We start from the raw sequence: 13,829 nt of genomic DNA, 5'->3' as shown, positions 1-13,829 counted from the left end.
GGCTCTGGCGATTTGTCGACTCCTGCCGGGTGATTTCCGTCTCCGAGGTGAGGATTGCCCTGCGGGGCGCGTAGGTTGGTCGGCCGGAGGGCCGGGGGCCCCGCGGCCCGGCCGCCGGCGTCAGTGCCCCCGGGCGGCGCAGCGTCGGCACCACGCGTCTGTAGGAGCAGCCTTGGCACGGAAGATCGGCAGCCGGTACACCGCCCACCAGATCCTGGGACGGGGCAGTGCCGGCACGGTGTGGCTGGGTGAGGGACCGGACGGTCCCGTCGCCGTCAAGCTGCTGCGCGAGGACCTCGCCTCCGACGAGGAGCTGGTGGGCCGCTTCGTGCAGGAGCGCACCGCCCTGCTCGGTCTGGAACACCCCCACGTCGTCTCCGTACGGGACCTGGTCGTCGACGGCAACGACCTGGCGCTCGTCATGGACCTGGTGCGCGGCACGGACCTGCGGACCCGCCTCGACCGGGACCGCCGGCTCGCGCCCGAGGCCGCGGTGGCGATCGTCGCGGACGTCGCCGAAGGGCTCGCCGCCGCGCACGCGGCCGGGATCGTCCACCGGGACGTCAAACCGGAGAACATCCTCCTCGACATGCAGGGCCCGCTCGGCCCCGGCGGCTCGCACCGGGCCCTGCTCACCGACTTCGGCGTCGCGAAACTGATCGACACCCCCAAACGGACCCGCGCGACGAAGATCATCGGCACGCCGGACTACCTCGCCCCCGAGATCGTCGAGGGCCTCCCGCCGCGGGCCTCGGTGGACATCTACGCGCTGGCCACCGTGCTGTACGAGCTGCTCGCGGGCTTCACGCCGTTCGGCGGCGGGCATCCGGGTGCGGTGCTGCGCCGGCACGTCACCGAGTCCGTCGCCCCGCTGCCCGGCATCCCCGACGAGCTGTGGCAGCTGCTCGTGCAGTGCCTGGCCAAGGCGCCGGCCTCCCGGCTGCGGGCCTCCGAGCTGGCCTCCCGGCTGCGCGAGCAGCTGCCGTCGCTGGCGGGGATGCCGCCGCTGGACGTGGACGAGCCGGACGCCGAGGCGGCGGAGGGCGAGCCGGGGGCGAGCCGGTCCGACGCCCCGCAGGCGCCGGTCGCCTCCGACGCCGACGGGCGGGCCCGGCGGGGGTCGGTGTCCCTGGTGCCCGGCGCCAAGCCGGACTCCAACCGGGACACGCACACCTCGATGCGGGTGCCGGCGCCGGACGAGCTGGCGGGCGGGGCGCACGGGACGGCACGCGTGCCCCGGGCGGCGGGGACGCCGCGGCCGGGGTCGGCGCGCAACCGCGCGGCCACCCGGCGGCGGCGGATCGTCGTGGGGGTGGCCTCGGTGGTGCTGGTCGCCGCGGCGGGCGTGGGGACGTGGGCGGCCACGGCGGGTGACGGCGACGCGGGCGGACCCGGGTCCGGCGAGTCGGGGAACTCGGCGCCGGCGTCGCCCTGAGCGGGGAGTTCCGCCCCGCCGGCCGGTGCTCACAGGCGCGCCCGTGACCGTCGGCGCTCGCCGCTTGGCGGAGCCGTTACGCTGGAGGGGTGGCAGTCGTCGATGTATCCGAAGAGCTCAAGTCCCTCTCCTCGACCATGGAGTCGATCGAGGCCGTTCTGGACCTCGACAAGCTGAGGGCAGACATCGCCGTGCTCGAGGAGCAGGCGGCCGCGCCGTCCCTGTGGGACAACCCGGACGAGGCGCAGAAGATCACCAGCAAGCTGTCCCACCTCCAGGCCGAGGTCAGGAAGGCCGACGCCCTGCGCGGCCGGATCGACGATCTCTCCGTCATGTTCGAGATGGCCGAGGAGGAGGACGACCCGGACGCCCGTGCCGAGGCCGAGGCCGAGCTGGTCGCCGTCCGCAAGGCGCTGGACGAGTTGGAGGTGCGGACGCTGCTCAGCGGGGAGTACGACTCCCGTGAGGCCCTGGTCAACATCCGCGCCGAGGCCGGTGGCGTCGACGCCGCCGACTTCGCCGAGAAGCTCCAGCGGATGTACCTGCGGTGGGCGGAGCAGAAGGGCTACAAGACCGAGGTCTACGAGACGTCGTACGCCGAAGAGGCCGGCATCAAGTCGACCACCTTCGCCGTGCAGATCCCGTACGCCTACGGCACCCTCTCCGTCGAGCAGGGCACGCACCGGCTGGTGCGCATCTCGCCCTTCGACAACCAGGGGCGCCGGCAGACCTCCTTCGCGGGCGTCGAGGTCCTCCCGGTGGTCGAGAAGACCGACCACATCGAGATCGACGAGTCCGAGCTGCGCGTGGACGTCTACCGCTCCTCCGGCCCCGGCGGCCAGGGCGTGAACACCACCGACTCCGCGGTGCGCCTCACCCACCTCCCCACCGGCATCGTCGTCTCCTGCCAGAACGAGCGGTCGCAGATCCAGAACAAGGCGACCGCGATGAACGTCCTCCAGGCCAAGCTGCTCGAGCGGCGCCGCCAGGAGGAGCAGGAGAAGATGAACGCCCTCAAGGGCGACGGCGGCAACTCCTGGGGCAACCAGATGCGTTCGTACGTCCTGCACCCGTACCAGATGGTCAAGGACCTGCGCACCGACTTCGAGGTCGGCAACCCCGAGGCCGTTTTCAACGGTGAGATCGACGGGTTCCTGGAGGCCGGCATTCGCTGGCGCAAGCAGCAGGAGAAGTAACCTTGTCGACAAGGCAACTGCCCCCGCGACGGGGGTGGTTGCCTTTTCTCTTGCTTGCGTTTCCCGGCATGTCTGGGTTTTACGTCACACTCACATCTTCAACGTCCGGCAAAGCGTGCCGAGTTGGACATTGCGTGCGCAACGGCCTTGACGATGCTGTCGAAAATCGTAAGGGTGAACGGTGGCATGCGTATCTCTGGGGCGCATGTGAACCGGGGGGCCTCGCCAGTTCCGGCTACCCCCGTCGATCACCGCCCCGACGCGGCCTCATCGACGATTTCGGCTACTGGGGGTAGCAACCTTATGACCAAGAAGACGCGCGTCCGCATCGCGCGCATCGCCGCGGGCGCAGTGATCGCCGCGGGCGCCTCGCTGACGGTGGCGGGTGCGGCTTCGGCCGCCGGCGACGAGGGTGGCCTCAGCGGCCTGGTCTCGACGGACGACAACACCGAAGTCTCCACGCAGGACGGCGAAGAGCCCTGCCCGATCGGGATCTGCCCCGGTACGACGGGTGAGACCACCACCACCGGTGAGACCACCACGACGGGCGAGACCACGGGCGAGACCTCGACGACCGGTGAGACCTCCACCACGGGCGAGACCTCCACGACCGGTGAGACCTCCACCACGGGCGAGACCTCGACGACCGGTGAGACCTCCACGACCGGTGAGACCTCGACCACGGGCGAGACGTCCACGACGGGCGAGACCTCGACCACGGGTGAGACGTCCACCACCGGCGAGACCTCGAACTCCGGCGGCAACTCCAGCAACGGGACCTCCGGCAACGGCGGCTCCAACGGCAACTCCGGCGGTAACGGCGGCTCGAACGGCAACTCCGGCGGCAACGGCGGTTCGAGCAGCACCGGTGGCTCCGGCAGCACCGGCGGCTCCACCTCGGGCGGCTCGGCGACCGGCGGTTCCACCACCGGCGGTACCGGCACCACGCCCGACGGCACCGCCGCTCAGGAGGTCGGCAGCTCCGCGCTGACCGACACCTCGGACGCCACCTCCGACAACGTCGCCCAGGGCGGCGGCAAGGAGCTGGCCGAGACCGGCGCCGGGCAGACCACCTTCCTGATCATCGGTGCCGCCACGATGATCGTCGGCGGCGTCGGCTTCCGCGTGCTTCCGCGCCTCGTGGAGGGCCGCGGCGGAGCCGCTGCCTGACGGTGGGTAGCCGCACCGGCACGTGACGTACGCGCGAAGGGCCCGGAGCCTGTCGGCTCCGGGCCCTTCGGCGTCGTACGGGCTAAGCGGTCTGGTGGGCGAGCAGCGCGAGCGCGGCCACCAGTACGGCCAGCAGCGCGATCAACGCCATCGGGTTCAGTCCCGCGAAGAAGTTCTCCTGCTGCAGCCGCTCGCGGTTCGCGCGGCACACCGAGCACCGGCCCTCGCTCACGGGCGCGGCGCAGTTGGCGCACACCAGCCGGTCGTACGTCATGCGCTCGCCCTCCTTGCACCGGTTCCACGTGGACAACGCCCGCCGTGACGCGAACGTTCCCCTCCACTCTGCCAGGTTCCGAGGAATTCAGCGCGGGGTCCCGGCGGGAGCTGCCTCACAGCACGGCGGACGTACAAAAACGCACAAGCCGCACCCAACCGTGACCGCTGCCTGCGCGCGCGTCCCCGGTTCGCGTATGGTCACGCTCATCTACCCCCGGCGACCCGTGGTGCATCCGTGATCCGATTCGACAATGTCTCCAAGGTCTACCCCAAGCAGACCCGCCCCGCACTCAGGGATGTGTCCCTGGAAGTGGAGAAGGGCGAGTTCGTGTTCCTCGTGGGGTCCTCCGGCTCCGGAAAGTCCACCTTCCTGCGGCTGGTCCTCCGCGAGGAGCGGTGCAGCCACGGTCAGGTGCACGTCCTGGGCAAGGACCTCGCACGCCTGTCCAACTGGAAGGTGCCGCAGATGCGCCGCCAGCTGGGCACCGTCTTCCAGGACTTCCGGCTGCTCCCCAACAAGACGGTCGCCGAGAACGTCGCCTTCGCGCAGGAGGTGATCGGCAAGTCCCGCGGCGAGATCCGCAAGTCCGTGCCGCAGGTGCTCGACCTCGTCGGGCTCGGCGGCAAGGAGGACCGGATGCCCGGTGAGCTGTCCGGCGGTGAGCAGCAGCGCGTGGCCATCGCCCGGGCCTTCGTGAACCGCCCCAAGCTGCTGATCGCCGACGAGCCCACCGGCAACCTCGACCCGCAGACCTCCGTCGGCATCATGAAGCTGCTCGACCGGATCAACCGGACGGGCACGACCGTGGTGATGGCGACGCACGACCAGAACATCGTGGACCAGATGCGCAAGCGCGTCATCGAGCTGGAGAAGGGCCGCCTCGTGCGCGACCAGGCCCGCGGCGTCTACGGCTACCAGCACTGACCGCGACCGTCCACGGAAAGGCTTGAACAACCCGCCATGCGCGCCCAGTTCGTACTGTCCGAGATCGGTGTCGGTCTCCGCCGCAACCTGACGATGACCTTCGCCGTCGTCGTCTCCGTCGCCCTGTCGCTCGCCCTGTTCGGCGGGTCGCTCCTGATGAGCGACCAGGTCAACACGATGAAGGGCTACTGGTACGACAAGGTCAACGTCTCGGTCTTCCTCTGCAACAAGAGCGACGCCGAGTCGGACCCCAACTGCGCCAAGGGCGCGGTGACCGACGACCAGAAGAAGCAGATCAAGTCCGACCTCGGCAAGATGGCGGTCGTCGACTCGGTGACCTACGAGTCGCAGGACGACGCCTACAAGCACTACAAGGAGCAGTTCGGGGACTCCCCGCTGGCCAGCTCCCTCACGCCGGACCAGATGCAGGAGTCGTACCGGATCAAGCTGAAGGACCCGCAGAAGTACGCGGTCATCGCGACCGCCTTCGACGGGCGGGACGGCGTGCAGTCGGTGCAGGACCAGAAGGGCATCCTCGACAACCTCTTCGGACTGCTCAACGGCATGAACTGGGCGGCGCGGGCGGTGATGGCGCTGATGCTCGTCGTCGCGCTGATGCTGATCGTCAACACCGTGCGCGTCTCGGCGTTCAGCCGACGGCGGGAGACCGGGATCATGCGCCTGGTCGGCGCCTCCGGCTTCTACATCCAGGCGCCGTTCATCGCGGAGGCCGCGGTCGCCGGGCTCATCGGCGGCGGCGTCGCGTGCGGATTCCTCGTGCTCGCCCGGTACTTCATCATCGACAACGGCCTGGCCCTGTCCGAGAAGCTGAACCTGATCAACTTCATCGGCTGGGACGCCGTGCTGACGAAGCTTCCGCTGATCCTCGCCACCAGCCTGCTGATGCCCGCGTTGGCGGCGTTCTTCGCGCTGCGCAAGTACCTGAAGGTGTGACGCATGCCAAGGGGGTCGTACGGTCAAGGGACCGTGCGGCCCCTTCGCGTTCCCCTAGACTCACCGCCATGTCAGGCCGCGACCCGCTCTGTTCGCCCCGCCGCTTCGGCCGCGGGGCCGCCCTGACCTTCGTGTTCGCCGGCGTGCTGGTGGCGGGCGCGGCGACCGGCTCGCTGCCCGGGGACGGCGGCCGGGCCGCCGCCGACGCGGCCCGCTCCGCCGGACCCACCCGTCCCGTCAGCCCTCCCGAGGCCGTGACCAGGGCCGCCGAGGAGGCGATGGCCGACGGGAAATCGCCCCTGGAGGCCGCCGAGCGCGCCGTCAGCCGCAGCGGGGACCGCTGGGCGGCGGTGTACTCCGAGCGCGAGTACGAGGAGTTCGCGGAGTCCCTCGACGGCCAGTACACCGGTGTCGGCCTGGAGGCGCGGCGCGAGCGGGACGGCCGGATCGAGGTCACGAAGGTGCAGGCCGGATCGCCGGCGGCCGCCGCCGGGATCCGGGCGGGCGACCGGCTGCGGGCCGTCGACGGCCGGGCCGTCGACGGACGTCCGGTCACCGAGGTCGTCTCCCTGCTGCGCGGTGACGCGACGGACGCGCCCGCCGGCACCACCGTCCGTCTCGGAGTGGAACGCGGCACGCGCGCGTGGACCCAGACGCTGCGCCGGGCCCGCCTGTCCACCGACTCGGTCACCGTGCGCACCCTCGCCGGGGGCGTCACCGTCATCAGGATCACCGCGTTCACCAAGGGGTCCGGCGACGCCGTCCGCACCGCCGTCGACACGGCCCCGGCCGGCACCGGCATCGTCCTGGACCTGCGCGGCAACTCCGGCGGGCTGGTCACCGAGGCCGTCTCCACCGCCTCGGCCTTCCTCGACGGCGGCCTCGTCGCCACCTACGACGTCGACGGCGAGCAGCGCGCCCTGCACGCCGACTCCGGCGGCGACACCACGCGCCCCCTGGTGGCGCTCGTCGACGGCGGCACCATGAGCGCGGCCGAGCTGCTCACCGGCGCCCTGCGGGACCGCGGCCGGGCGGTCGTCGTCGGCTCGCGCACCTTCGGCAAGGGCTCGGTCCAGATGCCGAGCCGGCTGCCCGACGGCTCGGTCGCCGAACTGACCGTCGGCCACTACCGCACCCCGTCCGGCCGGACCGTCGACGGCACCGGCGTCACCCCGGACCTGGACGCCGACGACGGCGCGCTGGAGCGGGCGCAGACCGTGCTGAGCGGGCTGGGGGACGCTCCGTGAGCGTCCGTCCGCGCTCCCGGTAATCGGCTTTCCCCCACGGCCCCCTCAGGTGCGAAAATGGCCGCACTATGAACAAGGCAATGTACGTACCCAAGGAGTCCCAGCCGAAGCAGCGCAAGCCGGCCGAGGACAAGACCAAGGGCCAGCGCAAGATCGTCGCGCAGAACAAGAAGGCCCGGCACGACTACGCGATCATCGACGTCTACGAGGCCGGCCTGGTGCTCACCGGCACCGAGGTGAAGTCGCTGCGCCAGGGCCGCGCCTCGCTGACCGACGGCTTCGTGCAGATCGACGGCAACGAGGCGTGGCTGCACAACGCGCACATCCCGGAGTACAGCCAGGGCAGCTGGACCAACCACTCCGCGCGCCGCAAGCGCAAGCTGCTGCTGCACCGCGAGGAGATCGACAAGCTGGCGTCGAAGTCGGAGGACACGGGGCACACGATCGTGCCGCTCGTCCTGTACTTCAAGGACGGCCGCGCTAAGGCCGAGATCGCGCTGGCGCGGGGCAAGAAGGAGTACGACAAGCGGCAGACCCTGCGCGAGAAGCAGGACCGCCGGGAGTCGGACCGCGCGATCGCGGCGGCCAAGCGGAAGCAGCGGGCAGCCCAGTAGCGGTCCCGCTGAGACCGGTGGCGGCCGGTGGCGGACCCGGTGACCGGCCGGCCGGCGGGAATGGGCTGGCATCGCGGTGCGTTGGTCACGTACGATGGCGACAGTCCCTCACAGCGGGACGAGCCGCCCCCTCGGGGGCATTGAAAAATCAACATGGGGATGATCGGTTTCGACAGCGGCTGTTGAAGCAGGGGAAGCGTGTCGAGGAAGCGGCAATGATCTCGTTAACCATATGTCGCAAAAAATAATCGCCAATTCTAAGCGCGATTCCCAGTCCTTCGCCCTCGCTGCCTGATAAGCAGTGAGTGAAGGACCCTTAATGGGTGTCAGCCCGGGAGTGTTCCCGGCCCGGATCCTGGCATAATCTAGGGGACTAAACCATCGAGCCCGGTCACGGGGTTCGATGGGAAACCAAACAGTGACTGGGCCGGTCGGCGACTTGTTCGCGTGATCGCCGGGGCCGAGAAAATCGCAGCGAACTGCACACGGAGAAGCCCTGATTTAGCACCGTTGGACGCGGGTTCGATTCCCGCCATCTCCACCACCCCATGTGAACGGAGAACCCCGCCCCCTCAGGGGAGCGGGGTTTTCTGCTGTCCGTCCTCTCCTTCCCGTCACCCGGCCGCCGGCTCCAGCGTGAGGACCGCGATTCCGGCCGCCGCCCGCACCACCCGCTCCCCGGCCGCCAGCGCCCACGGCTTCGAGGGATCACTGGACGAGGCCCGCAGAGTGTCGCCCTCCCGTACGACGGTGAAGGTCACGTCACCGGCCCGTACGGTGACCTGCGCGCCCCGCTCGAGGCCGTACGCCCGCAGGGTCACCCCGTCCGCGTGGGCGTAGTCCGGCCGGTCGTCCACCGCCCCCACCGGGATCACCGCCCCCGGCCTGACCAGCAGCGGCACGCTCGAGAACCCGTGGCGTTCGCGCACCCAGCGCGGCCCGGTGACCGTCCGGCCGCTCAGGTACTGCGTCCAGGTGCCCTCCGGCACGTAGTACGTCACGTCCCCCTCGTCGTCGAACACCGGCGCCACCAGCAGGTCCGGACCGAGCATGTACTGCCGCTCCAGGTGCGCGCACCCGGGGTCGTCCGGGAACTCCAGCACCATCGCCCGCATCACCGGCAGGCCCTCGGCGTGCGCGGTGCGGGCCGCCTCGTACAGGTAGGGCATCAGGGTCAGCTTCAGCCGGGTGAACAGCCGCAGCACGTCGACCGACTCCTCGTCGAACAGCCACGGCACGCGGTACGTCGAGGACCCGTGCAGCCGGCTGTGCGAGGACAGCAGCCCGAAGGCCAGCCACCGCTTGAACAGCGCGGGCGTCGGCGTGCCCTCGAAGCCGCCGATGTCGTGGCTCCAGTACCCGAACCCGGACAGGCCGAGCGACAGTCCGCCGCGCAGCGACTCGGCCATCGACTCGTACGTCGCCTCGCAGTCACCGCCCCAGTGCACGGGGAACTGCTGGCCGCCGGCCGTCGCCGAGCGGGCGAAGAGCACCGCCTCGCCCTCGCCCCGGTGCTTGCGGAGCACCTCGAAGACGGTGCGGTTGTAGAGGTGGGTGTAGTAGTTGTGCATCCGTTCCGGATCGGAGCCGTCCGCCCAGGCCACGTCGACCGGGACGCGCTCGCCGAAGTCGGTCTTGAAGCAGTCGACGCCCTGCGCGAGGAGGGCTTCCAGCTTCGCCGCGTACCAGTCGCGGGCGGCCGGGCTGGTGAAGTCGACCAGGGCCATGCCCGGCTGCCACAGGTCCCACTGCCACACGCTGCCGTCGGGGCGCCTGAGCAGGTGCCCGAGCGCCTTGCCCTCGGCGAACAGCGGGGAGCGCTGGGCGATGTAGGGGTTGATCCACACACAGATGTGCAGCCCCTTCTCCTTCAGCCGCGCCAGCATCCCCTCCGGGTCGGGGAACACCCGGGGGTCCCACCGGAAGTCGCACCACTGGAACTCGCGCATCCAGAAGCAGTCGAAGTGGAAGACGGAGAGCGGGAGTTCGCGCTCCCGCATGCCGTCGATGAACGAGGTCACCGTCTCCTCGTCGTAGGAGGTGGTGAACGACGTCGACAGCCACAGCCCGAAGGACCAGGCGGGCGGGAGGGCCGGCCGCCCGGTGAGGGCGGTGTACTTGCGCAGGATCTCCTTCGGGGTCGGCCCGTGGACGACGTAGTACGTCAACCGCTGCGACTCGACGCTGAACTGGACCCTGGACACCGTCTCCGAGCCGACCTCGAAGGACACCTTGCCCGGATGGTCGACGAAGACGCCGTAGCCGGCGTCGGTGAGGTAGAAGGGCACGTTCTTGTAGGCCTGCTCGGTCGCCGTGCCGCCGTCGGCGTTCCAGATGTCGACGACCTGCCCGTTCTTCACCAGCGGCCCGAACCGCTCGCCGAGCCCGTACACGCTGGTGCCCACGCCGAGGCCCAGTTGCTCACGCAGGTAGTGGGCGCCGGTCCCGTCCCGCATGATGCCCATGCCCTTGGGGCCGCTGGAGGTCAGGACCCGGCCGTCGGCCAGGAAGTCGACGCGCCACGGCCCGGTCCGGGCCACCCTGACCGACAGCGCGCCGGAGGTGAGGGTGGCGTGCTCGTCGTCGTACTCGGTGCGGGCGGCGGTCTCCTGCCCGGTGAGCTCGAACTCCGGCCCGAGCGGCTGCCCGCCCTCGAAGTGGGTGAGGGTCACCCCGATGACGTCCGGGGCCGGGGCGTGCGCGGTGATCGTCACGACCGGTCCCTTCAGCAGGTCGCCGCGGTGGCGGACGGGCCGGGTCGGCGCGTGGATCTCCAGCGTGCCTTCCCCGGGCGCGTCGACGTCGAGGACCTCCACCGGGTGCGCCGAGGTGACGCCCTCGCGCAGCAGCCAGTAGCCGTCGGTGAACTTCACGCGCGCACCCCTTTACTTGACCGCGCCCACGGCGATGCCGCGGGTCAGCGTCCGCTGGAAGACGAGGAAGAAGACGATCGCGGGCAGCACGCCCAGCAGGGCGGCCGCGTTGGTCATCGTGGCGTCCATGAGGCGCTGGCCCTGGAGGACGCCGAGCGCCACCGACACGGTCTGGTTGTCGTTGGAGATCAGCATGACCAGCGGGAGCAGGAACTCGTTCCAGGTCCAGATGAAGAAGAACACCAGGAGGACCCCGAGGGTGGGGCGGCTGACCGGGACCACGATCCGCCACAGCACCTGCCACTTGTTCGCGCCGTCGATGCGCGCGGCCTCGATGATCTCGCGGGGGAAATGCCCGAGCACCGAGGACAGGAGATAGGTGCCGAAGGCCGCCTGGACGACCGTGAACACGATGATCACGCTCAGCCGGGTGTCGTAGAGGCCCACCTGCTTGCTCAGGTAGTAGACCGGGTAGACCAGCGCCTCCTGCGGCAGCATGTTGGCCAGCACGAAGAAGGCGAGCACCCAGGTGCGGCCCCTGATCCGGCCGATGCCGATCGCGTACGCGTTGAGCACCGACAGGGCCGCGGCGAGCACCGCCACCGAGCCGCTGATCAGCACCGAGTTGAACAGCTTCTGTCCGTAGTCGACCCGCTGCCAGAAGTCCTTCAGGCCGTCCAGGTAGAGGCCGTCGGGCAGGCTGAGCGGGCCGTGCGCGGAGTACTCGGCCGGTGACTTGACCGCGTTCACGGCCACGATCGCGAACGGCACCACCATGAACAGGGCGGCCAGGCACAGGGCTACCAGTACCGGGTAGCGGCGTAGGGCGGCGGTCACGCGCGGATCCCCTCCTCGGCGTCCTCGGCACGGGTCTGGAGTTTCAGGCCGATCAGGGAGACCGCCAGGATGATCACCGTCAGGACGGTGGAGATCGCGGCGCCGTAGCCGACCTGCGTCTTCTCGAAGAAGGTGGCGAAGGAGAAGTACGACGGCACGTTCGTCGCGCCGCCCGGCCCGCCCTTGGTCAGCACGTACACCGCGCCGAACACCTTGAGCGCGGCGATCGTGCACCAGGTCAGCACGACGTAGGTCTCCGGGCGGATCTGCGGCAGCGTGACGTGCCAGAAGCGCCGCCACCAGCCGGCGCCGTCCAGCTCGGCCGCCTCGTACAGCTGCGGGTCGACGCGCTGCAGGCCCGCCATGAAGACGACCAGCGGGAAACCGATCTGCACCCACACCATCACGCCCATCACGCTGTACAGCGCGATGTCCGGGTCGCCGAGCCAGTCCTGCTGCCAGGAGCCCAGCCCGACCGCCCTCAGCAGTGCGTTGAGGGAGCCGTTCTCGGGGGCGAGGATCCAGCTCCAGACGATGCCGGCCACCGCGATCGGCAGCACCTGCGGGAGGTAGAAGCAGGCCCGCAGCACCGCGGCCCATCTCGGCCCGAAGTGCTTGCCGACGAAGTCGAACAGGGCGGCGGCCAGCACGAGACCGATCACGGTCGGTACGGCCGCCATGGCGAGGACCATGAACAGGCTGTGCCGGAAGGACGCCCAGAACTCCGAGTCGTCCATCAGTGCACGGTAGTTGGCGAGTCCCGACCACGAGGGGCTGCCGACCCCCTGCCAGTCGGTGAAGCTGACGCCCGTGTTCATCAGGAACGGCACGCCGACGACCGCCAGGAAGGCCAGGGTCCCGGGGAGCAGGAAGAGCGCGTAGGACTCGCGGGTACGGGGGCGGCGCGGGCCGGCGCCGGGGCGCTTGCCGACGGCCCGCGCGCCCCGTTCGACGGTGACCGTCATCGCTTCGGCGCGCCCTTGTCGTAGGCCTGCTGCAGGGCGCTGAGATAGTCGTCCGGTTTCTCCGCGCCCGTCATCAGCTTCTGCGTCTCGGAGACCAGGACGTCGTAGAAGCCGTTCACCGGCCAGTCCGGGTAGAAGGCCAGGCCGTCCCGCCCGCTCAGCGTGTTGAAGTCGGAGATGAGCTTCTTGGACTTCGGGTCCGTGACGGCGCTCGCGTCGGCCGCGACCGGGACGCCGCCCTTGTTGCCGAGCAGGTTCTGGATCTTCTTCGACAGGGTGATGTCGATGAAGTCGTAGGCGAGGTCCTTGTTCGCGGCGTTCTTCGGGACCACCCAGAGGTTGCCGCCGGAGCCGAGGGTCAGGTCGGAGCCGGGCCACAGGGTGGTGTCCCAGGCGAACTTCGCCTCCGCCTGGAAGCGGCCGTACCACCAGCTGCCGGAGAACAGGATCGGCGCCTTGCCCTGGATGAAGGAGACGCCCGCGTCCTCGGCCTTGGCGCTGGTCGACTTCTCGCTGATGTAGCCCTTCTCCACCCAGTCCGCGAAGGTGTTCGCCGCGTACGTCCAGGCCGCGTCGTGGAAGTCGGTCTTCCCCTTGTACAGCTCGTACGTGTCGACCCAGGAGCGGTCGGCCCGGGAGAGGGCGAGCTGGTAGAGGTACTGCTGGGCGACGTACTCGGCGCCGCCGTTGGCGAGCGGGGTGACGCCCTTCCCGGCGAAGGCGTCCATGGCCGCCGTGAGCTGGTCGAACGTCTTCGGCTCGGCGATCTTGTACTTCGCGAAGAGGTCCTTGTTGTAGTAGACCATCGTGTACTCGGCGTAGTTCGGCACGCCGTACCACTTGCCGGAGCCCATGACGCCGTCGGTGTCGTACCTGCTGGTCGTGCTCACGCCGGCGCTGAGCTTCTTGTCCCAGCCGCGCTTCGTCGTCTCGGCCGTCAGATCGGTCAGCAGGCCCTGCTTCGACAGCAGGCCCGCGGTCGCGTTGCCCTTGTTGTACTCCATGAGGTCCGGCGCGTCCGAGGAGTTGAGGACCATGGACGCCGTCTTCTGGATCTGTTCGAAGCCCTTCTCCTCGACCTTCACCGTCACGCCCGGATGCGTGGCCTCGAACTCCTTGACGGCCTCCTTCCAGGCCTGGCCCATCGCGCTGTCGGGTCCCTCGTAGTGCCAGAGCCGGAGCGTCTTGCCGTCGGACGCGCCGCTGTCCGAGTCGCCGCAGGAGGTCAGGAGAAGCGATCCGGAAAGGATCACCGCCGCGGCCGCCACACGCCTTCGTGTCGTCAACATCGAGTGCCTCCAGGGGACTCGGATGGTTCTGGGTGATGCCACGCGGCG

The 13,829-nt window shown here is 69.9% G+C and carries 12 protein-coding genes and 1 other RNA gene; 8 read left to right on the top strand and 5 right to left on the bottom strand.

What is annotated here, in order from left to right; all coding sequences use genetic code 11:
* The first annotated feature begins 172 nt into the window (after positions 1-172).
* From ACH4N1_RS28035 to ACH4N1_RS28025, 3 genes are all read left to right on the top strand, one after another.
* Positions 173-1,435: a serine/threonine-protein kinase gene (locus ACH4N1_RS28035; protein WP_398101246.1), complete on the top strand. Its 1,263-nt coding sequence runs from the start codon at positions 173-175 to the stop codon at positions 1,433-1,435.
* A gap of 89 nt (positions 1,436-1,524) precedes the next feature.
* Positions 1,525-2,631, top strand: coding sequence for a peptide chain release factor 2 (prfB, locus tag ACH4N1_RS28030; RefSeq protein WP_398101244.1), 1,107 nt, complete (start codon positions 1,525-1,527; stop codon positions 2,629-2,631).
* A 303-nt stretch (positions 2,632-2,934) separates the two neighbouring features.
* Entirely contained in the window at positions 2,935-3,801 is an 867-nt protein-coding gene (locus ACH4N1_RS28025) for a hypothetical protein (RefSeq protein WP_398101242.1), read from the top strand.
* 82 nt (positions 3,802-3,883) lie between these two features.
* Here ACH4N1_RS28025 and ACH4N1_RS28020 read toward each other — a convergent pair whose 3' ends face one another.
* Complete coding sequence (locus tag ACH4N1_RS28020) at positions 3,884-4,075, bottom strand: hypothetical protein (RefSeq protein WP_363088575.1); 192 nt, start codon at positions 4,073-4,075, stop codon at positions 3,884-3,886.
* 237 nt (positions 4,076-4,312) lie between these two features.
* On the opposite strand from ACH4N1_RS28020, the gene ftsE reads away from it, so the two are divergent.
* The 5 genes from ftsE to ssrA all read left to right on the top strand — a co-directional run bounded on the left by ftsE (position 4,313) and on the right by ssrA (position 8,361).
* The gene (gene ftsE / locus ACH4N1_RS28015) at positions 4,313-5,002 is read left to right on the top strand and encodes a cell division ATP-binding protein FtsE (RefSeq protein ID WP_067235911.1); all 690 of its coding nucleotides are present in this window, start codon (positions 4,313-4,315) and stop codon (positions 5,000-5,002) included.
* Between the two features lie 36 nt (positions 5,003-5,038).
* Positions 5,039-5,956: a permease-like cell division protein FtsX gene (gene ftsX / locus ACH4N1_RS28010; protein WP_398101239.1), complete on the top strand. Its 918-nt coding sequence runs from the start codon at positions 5,039-5,041 to the stop codon at positions 5,954-5,956.
* A gap of 68 nt (positions 5,957-6,024) precedes the next feature.
* Entirely contained in the window at positions 6,025-7,203 is a 1,179-nt protein-coding gene (locus tag ACH4N1_RS28005) for a S41 family peptidase (RefSeq protein ID WP_398101237.1), read from the top strand.
* Between the two features lie 80 nt (positions 7,204-7,283).
* Complete coding sequence (smpB, locus tag ACH4N1_RS28000) at positions 7,284-7,817, top strand: SsrA-binding protein SmpB (RefSeq protein ID WP_366062301.1); 534 nt, start codon at positions 7,284-7,286, stop codon at positions 7,815-7,817.
* 155 nt (positions 7,818-7,972) lie between these two features.
* Positions 7,973-8,361, top strand: a transfer-messenger RNA (tmRNA) gene (gene ssrA, locus ACH4N1_RS27995).
* 70 nt (positions 8,362-8,431) lie between these two features.
* Here the strand turns inward: ssrA and yicI are convergent.
* Genes yicI through ACH4N1_RS27975 form a run of 4 tightly spaced genes read right to left on the bottom strand, consistent with a single transcriptional unit; the run spans position 8,432 to position 13,781 of the window.
* A complete protein-coding gene (gene yicI / locus ACH4N1_RS27990) occupies positions 8,432-10,690 on the bottom strand; it encodes an alpha-xylosidase (RefSeq protein WP_398101235.1) in 2,259 nt (752 codons plus the stop codon).
* Positions 10,691-10,702: 12 nt separating this feature from the next.
* A complete protein-coding gene (locus tag ACH4N1_RS27985) occupies positions 10,703-11,527 on the bottom strand; it encodes a carbohydrate ABC transporter permease (RefSeq protein ID WP_398101233.1) in 825 nt (274 codons plus the stop codon).
* Positions 11,524-12,492: a carbohydrate ABC transporter permease gene (locus tag ACH4N1_RS27980; protein ID WP_398101231.1), complete on the bottom strand. Its 969-nt coding sequence runs from the start codon at positions 12,490-12,492 to the stop codon at positions 11,524-11,526. Before ACH4N1_RS27980 ends, ACH4N1_RS27985 begins: the two co-directional genes overlap by 4 nt.
* Positions 12,489-13,781 (bottom strand): ABC transporter substrate-binding protein, encoded by a 1,293-nt coding sequence (locus ACH4N1_RS27975; RefSeq protein ID WP_398101230.1) that lies wholly within the window; start codon positions 13,779-13,781, stop codon positions 12,489-12,491. Before ACH4N1_RS27975 ends, ACH4N1_RS27980 begins: the two co-directional genes overlap by 4 nt.
* Positions 13,782-13,829 lie beyond the last annotated feature (48 nt).

The organism is Streptomyces sp. NPDC017202 (genome assembly GCF_044331705.1).
In the GTDB taxonomy this organism is placed as follows: Bacteria; Actinomycetota; Actinomycetes; order Streptomycetales; family Streptomycetaceae; genus Streptomyces.
The sequence above is the reverse complement of the archived record's forward strand: the minus strand, read 5'-3'. Positions and strand labels throughout refer to the sequence as shown.

Bases quoted from the DNA above. Each gene is read 5' to 3' on its own strand.
- ACH4N1_RS28020 (WP_363088575.1), bottom strand. From the start codon at position 4,075: ATGACGTACGACCGGCTGGTGTGCGCCAACTGCGCCGCGCCCGTGAGC.
- ftsX (WP_398101239.1), top strand. From the start codon at position 5,039: ATGCGCGCCCAGTTCGTACTGTCCGAGATCGGTGTCGGTCTCCGCCGC.
- ACH4N1_RS27980 (WP_398101231.1), bottom strand. From the start codon at position 12,492: ATGACGGTCACCGTCGAACGGGGCGCGCGGGCCGTCGGCAAGCGCCCC.
- ACH4N1_RS27975 (WP_398101230.1), bottom strand. From the start codon at position 13,781: ATGTTGACGACACGAAGGCGTGTGGCGGCCGCGGCGGTGATCCTTTCC.
- smpB (WP_366062301.1), top strand. From the start codon at position 7,284: ATGTACGTACCCAAGGAGTCCCAGCCGAAGCAGCGCAAGCCGGCCGAG.
- ACH4N1_RS28025 (WP_398101242.1), top strand. From the start codon at position 2,935: ATGACCAAGAAGACGCGCGTCCGCATCGCGCGCATCGCCGCGGGCGCA.
- ACH4N1_RS28005 (WP_398101237.1), top strand. From the start codon at position 6,025: ATGTCAGGCCGCGACCCGCTCTGTTCGCCCCGCCGCTTCGGCCGCGGG.